General features: G+C 59.7%; 5 protein-coding genes and 1 tRNA gene. All 6 read right to left on the bottom strand.

Annotated features, from left to right (window positions below):
* Positions 1-2: 2 nt before the first annotated feature.
* The 6 genes from IRZ24_RS16490 to IRZ24_RS16465 all read right to left on the bottom strand — a co-directional run bounded on the left by IRZ24_RS16490 (position 3) and on the right by IRZ24_RS16465 (position 4,926).
* Positions 3-76, bottom strand: a tRNA-Asp gene (locus IRZ24_RS16490).
* A gap of 968 nt (positions 77-1,044) precedes the next feature.
* Entirely contained in the window at positions 1,045-1,389 is a 345-nt protein-coding gene (locus tag IRZ24_RS16485; RefSeq protein ID WP_297166490.1) for a hypothetical protein, read from the bottom strand.
* A 166-nt stretch (positions 1,390-1,555) separates the two neighbouring features.
* Complete coding sequence (locus tag IRZ24_RS16480) at positions 1,556-2,296, bottom strand: PqqD family peptide modification chaperone (RefSeq protein WP_297166487.1); 741 nt, start codon at positions 2,294-2,296, stop codon at positions 1,556-1,558.
* Positions 2,289-3,821 carry a hypothetical protein gene (locus IRZ24_RS16475; protein ID WP_297166484.1) on the bottom strand — a complete coding sequence of 511 codons (1,533 nt, stop codon included), beginning with the start codon at positions 3,819-3,821 and terminating at the stop codon, positions 2,289-2,291. Before IRZ24_RS16475 ends, IRZ24_RS16480 begins: the two co-directional genes overlap by 8 nt.
* The gene (locus IRZ24_RS16470) at positions 3,802-4,569 is read right to left on the bottom strand and encodes an ABC transporter ATP-binding protein (RefSeq protein WP_297166481.1); all 768 of its coding nucleotides are present in this window, start codon (positions 4,567-4,569) and stop codon (positions 3,802-3,804) included. The genes IRZ24_RS16475 and IRZ24_RS16470 overlap by 20 nt, the downstream gene beginning before the upstream one ends.
* A gap of 198 nt (positions 4,570-4,767) precedes the next feature.
* Positions 4,768-4,926, bottom strand: a complete 159-nt coding sequence (locus tag IRZ24_RS16465) for a hypothetical protein (protein ID WP_297166478.1) — start codon at positions 4,924-4,926, stop codon at positions 4,768-4,770.
* Positions 4,927-5,168: the final 242 nt, after the last annotated feature.

The following is a 5,168-nucleotide window of genomic DNA, read 5'->3' as shown; positions in this document are numbered from 1 at the left end:
AGCGGAACCGACGGGATTCGAACCCGCGATCTCCTGCGTGACAGGCAGGCGTGTTAGGCCACTACACTACGGCTCCGTACACTAATCGCTCTGAGGACTGAGCACTTCCTCATCGTGGAAAATATCTTACCAGAAGCGAGAGTCCCTGTCAAGCCCCCTGGCAGCGACTTTCTCCACAATACAAGATGCCTAACCTCGCACGCCTTCCTCCCGCACGCCTGCTCACACCTCTCTGCTGCTATCCCGAAGAGTAAGATGGCACTCGTAACGCTCGGTCAGTCTATCTCGACTCCGAGACGAAGCTGCTCGCTAGAGAGGAGAGCTGAACACCCGATGAGACCCCAGCCAGCCCCATCGCCAGACACAGCCCAGACCTATTCTGTTGCTTCCGAACATGCCGCCGAACTGACAACCTTATGCGGCCGGTCCGCATCGTGACCAAGTGCATGGGCGGTCTCTTCCCCGAAGGCCGGGCCATTTTCGAAGGCAGACGCATCCTCGACCTCGCCTGCAGCACCGGCGGCTGCACCCTCTGGTCTTTGCCTATCCGAACGGCGCAGCCCTCATGGCCAAGTAAGTCACCGAAGTGGAAGCCATCCGCGACGTCTACCCTCTCTGGCGCTCTCCCCTCTATCACGCCCGGCGGCTGGAATAGGCTCTGGTGATGACTGCGCGTATCTGCTTCCAACAAATACGCGGGGGTCAGCCTGGTGGGCAGTCACAAGGCCAATACCTCCGTGACTCAGGGCTACTACAAGAGGACCGAAGGCGTCCAGCGGCTCGCCACCGGGACAGGAGCCAGCCAGTAGGGACTGACGTTGGCGATAGCAGGGACTTCTTTTATCCAGTTGAGTTGAGGAGATCAGAGCTGCCCAACAGTGCTTGCCACAGGTGGTCTAGTTCCTCTCCGTTGCCTCCCGAACGCGATGGGAGGGCAAGGTGGCCATGTGGTCAGCGGAGATGGGCACTGCATCAGTGGTCGGTCGCCCCCTCCCTCGCTCACAGCCAGCCATGCCCCCCGGCACTCGGCAGGCATCTAGGCCGTCAGGAGGGCCGCGGCTGCGCGCGGCGCACGGCACGGGTTACCCAGAACACACAGGCACCCAGCACTGTGAGCAGTCCGAACACTGCCAGCATCCCAGGCGAGTGCATCTGGAAGAGAAAAGAGGCCCCGTGACTGGTAAAGTCGAAGACCTCCAGCGAGAAGAGTTTCAGATGCATTTCCACTGAAGTGGTGGTCACTCCGTAGACGAAGATTCCCAGAAAGGCCAGCATGGCGATCAGCAGCGCCAGCACAGCCCCGATAAAGATACCAGAGACGATGTTGCCGATGAGTGCTCCAATGAACGTCTGCCGTGCAGCTGTCTCGGTCGGCGCGCTCCTGCTCATGGTTGGGGCCTCCTTTCGTATTCAGCAGGGGCAAGCGGCCCCTGCCCCATTTGATCTTGCAGTTCGATCTAGCACGCTTATGACTCATCAATCGAACTATATTGTTAAGATCATGATTTGTAATTAAAATCCGTAAAAGATGCACACTGAAGAGGGCAATCACCAGCTAGTCCAGTGGCCAGGGGTGAAGCAGGTGCCCGATCAGGGCGAGCAACCCGATGCCGCCAGGGAGCAGCGGGCCGGCCACACTGACCGCGATCTCCGCTCCTGGACGCTCCAGGGGAGGGTGTATCAGACGTAGAAGCGGGCCGGTGCGCAGAAAAAAACCGCTGCCTGCACCGCAGCAGTGGCGCAAGACGATCAAGTGACCGCCCTCATGCAGACAGACGCTGAGCGTCAGGCAGAAAGCAAGCACCAGATAGGCCAGTGTCAGCAGCGGCAGAACCGCCAGTAGCACGCCGGCCAATGCAGCCACGAGCAGCCCGGCAATCAGCATCGGGAACCAGGCTCGCCAAACCTCTAGATAGAGCCAGCCGAGGAGCAGCAGCGCATTGGTGGCAAGTGGGGGATCGGAGCGCCAGGTGTAAAGTGTCGGCAGCATGCGTGTTTGCAGGGCCAGCAGCCAGCGTGTGCACCGCTGGTGCCAGGTCTCATGCCAGTTGAGCAGGCCGTGGTGGTACAGCTCCAGGCTGAGTTGGCACAGGTCCTTGAGCAGCACCTCCCGTGGCTGCCCGTAGCGTTCCGCGAGTTGCTCGGCGATGCTGGCGAGGCTGCGACGGCCGTCGATCAGTGTGAGGAACTCGTGGGCCGTGCTGTTCAGCGGATAGCGCTGCCGCAAGGCGCGGTCCTCCAGAGAATCCGTGTGCACCACTACGCCGGCAGGGAGCACGGGGATCATCTCAATCATGATCCTTCTCCATCTTCACGTCAGCAAGCTGATGGATTCCCAGATAGAGCATGCCCATGATCAACAGTGCCGCCGCTGTCTGCACGAGCATCTGCGCTGCCATACCGCCAGGCAGCCTAGCCAGTGCCTCCTGAGCCTGCAGGAAGAGTATATAGAGCGGCAGACCCAGGATGACCATCACCCCCGCTACTGTAAGCATCGAGAGCGGGTCTTCCGTCGAGTACGGCACAGCAATTCCCAGGGCAAAACAGAGGAAGCAGCCGACGCAGAGCAGCGGCAAGCGCTGCGGCAGGAGCAGCGGGTTGTTGCCGGCCCAGGTGAGGACGCCTACCAGCAGCACCCAGCCGCCAACGATCACCACCAGATTGGCGAACAGCTTCCCATCGAGCAAACGGTGGACCTCTAGCGGCGTACTGGCCAGCACGCGGTAAGAGCGGGTGTCCCGTCCCCAGGACATCTGGGCGATGGAGCAGAGCAGGACCGTTGTGAGATCGAGCGTCAGCTCGAGCAGCGCGTAGCTCAGAAGCGGATTACTGGCGCGTGCCCAGAAGACAGCGACGGTGGCTATAAGCCAGCCGGCAAAGACCATCATCAGGCCGACAACCACTTGTTGACTGCGAGTGATGCCTTTGAGTTCATAGAGGCAGCTACTCATAAAGAGTGAGGATGGAAAGGCGAGCCGTCGCAGCGGCACCCATTGGCCTCTGGTCCCCACTGCCAGGTGCTCGCAGCGCTCAACGAAGAAAGCATAGATGACTATCCCCAGCAGGCCTACCGCACTCAACAGCCCCAGACCCTCTATAGCTCTGAGGAGGTCTGGCTGCAGGATCAGCACCATCCAGTAGGCAGGCGTTGGAACCAGCCAACCAGGCTGCCGGGCTAGCAGCGCCTGCGCTCCCAGAAGCAGCGGCAGTGTGAACAGGGCCATGCCCAGGCCAGTGCTCGCTCCCAGTGCCGTGCTGCGCAGGTCAATGCGCTCGGCCCCAAAGAGGCGCGTGGTCCCGTAGAGCACCGCCTGATGAAATGCCAGTGTGATCGCATTGTAGGCGAGCAACCCGAAAAAGACCGCTAGCAGCAGTTGCAGGGGGGTAGCCAAGCCCGCCTGTATTAAGGCCAGTAATGCAGGCAGCCAGAGCAGGTTCTGCGCCAGGAAGAGCAGGATGATGCCGGGCAATAACAGGCCTAAACGCTGCTGCCTAGGCGAGATCGGGAGGGGGGCCAGGATACGCTGGAGGGTGGTCTCCTCTGGTGTAAAGAGCAGCGCAAAAGAGACGAGGGAGAAGGCTGTGAGGCCGAAGACGTTGAAAAAGGCTGTCACAGTGATCGTGCGTAGCTGCGGAAAAACGCTGCTGGATGCAGCGAGCTGAGCGACCTTGTAGAAGAAGTTATAGCCGAGATAGGCTCCTCCACAGTAGCTGATCACCACGAGCAACACAGCCAGCCAGAGCGCCGGCATACGACGGAAGAGTTGGCGCAGGCGGTTGCGCCAGATCAGGATCACAAGTCTAGAAATTTGCCAGAACACGCTCCAGTGCCTCCTCCTGCTCTTCAAGGCCGAGCGCCTTGAGAAATGCCTCTTCTAGATTAGCCGCGCCATAGGAGGCCAGCAGCTTCTCTGGCTCGCCCGCTGCCACAACGCCGCCCTGATTGAGGAAGACCACATGATCGCACAGCTCTGCGACCATCAGCAGGTCGTGCGTTGAGATTAGAATCCCTACACCACGCTCACGCAGCTTGCGCAGGAGGCGCTTCACCAGCGCGATCATCTCTGGATCAAGACCCGAAAACGGCTCGTCGAGCAGCAGCAGCTTCGGCTGATGCAGTAACGCGGCGATGAGCTGCACTTTCTTGCGCTGGCCGTGGGAGTAGGTTTCAAGCAGATCCTGAGCTTTGCTCTCCATGTGCAAGAGAGCCAGATAGTCATTCGCCAGACGCCACTGCTCGGGTGAAAGACCGTAAATGCGCCGGATGAACTGCAGGTACTCCCAGCCCGTCAGATGGGCAATGACCTCTTGCGAGTCGGGGACAAAGCCAAAGGCGTACTTCATCTGCGGGGTCACACGTTGCGTCTCCTCGCCGTCCAGGACCATGCTGCCAGCCGTGGGGGGAAAAAGTCCCACCAGCATGGAGAGCAAGGTCGTCTTGCCGGCGCCGTTGGGGCCCAGCAGGCCGACGATGCTTCCCGCTCGAATAGCGAAGGAAACCTCATTAACTGCGGTGAAGGTGCCGAAGCGCTTGGTGAGCCTCTTAACTTCCAGTAGATACTCGCCCATATTCCCTCACTTTTTCTGATAAAGAGCAGAGAATACCCGGATATCTCCGATCATACCACATAGCCTGTCCTATCTCTATAGTGTTTGGAGAACAGCGGTAGAAGAGCCAGATGACCTCCGCTGGCGCCTACTTGCAGCCGACGGTGACCGTGCCACTCCAGTCGATGTGCCAGGTAACCACCACACTCTGACCGTGGATCACACCACACACCAGATAGCCACTGCCAGGACGATGTTGGCAGCCAGCCCTAGCAGGATCAGCAGGGGCACGACGTACCAGGCTAGAGACAAAGCCCCCTGCTCACGCTCCTCCAGCAGAACGGCAGGGGCAACATAGGTTATCGGATGCTGACGCATCACTTCTCCTGCAGCGTTACTTGCTGCAACCGATCGTAACAAATAGCCAGTTTAACTGCCACGAGAGAACGAAACCTTTGCCGTGGGTGGAACACCAGATCGCGACCGCCACAGCCAGTACGAGCGCGAGGCCTAGTAGGATAATGAGCAGCACCACCTACCAGACGATGGGGGAGAGTAAACCCTCGCGCTCGCTCAGTTCGATGGCTGGGGTGAGATAGGCTGGCGTAGTTTCTGTGTGC

Source organism: Thermogemmatispora sp. (genome assembly GCF_019683755.1).
Classification (GTDB): Bacteria; Chloroflexota; Ktedonobacteria; order Ktedonobacterales; family Ktedonobacteraceae; genus Thermogemmatispora.
The sequence above is the reverse complement of the archived record's forward strand: the minus strand, read 5'-3'. Positions and strand labels throughout refer to the sequence as shown.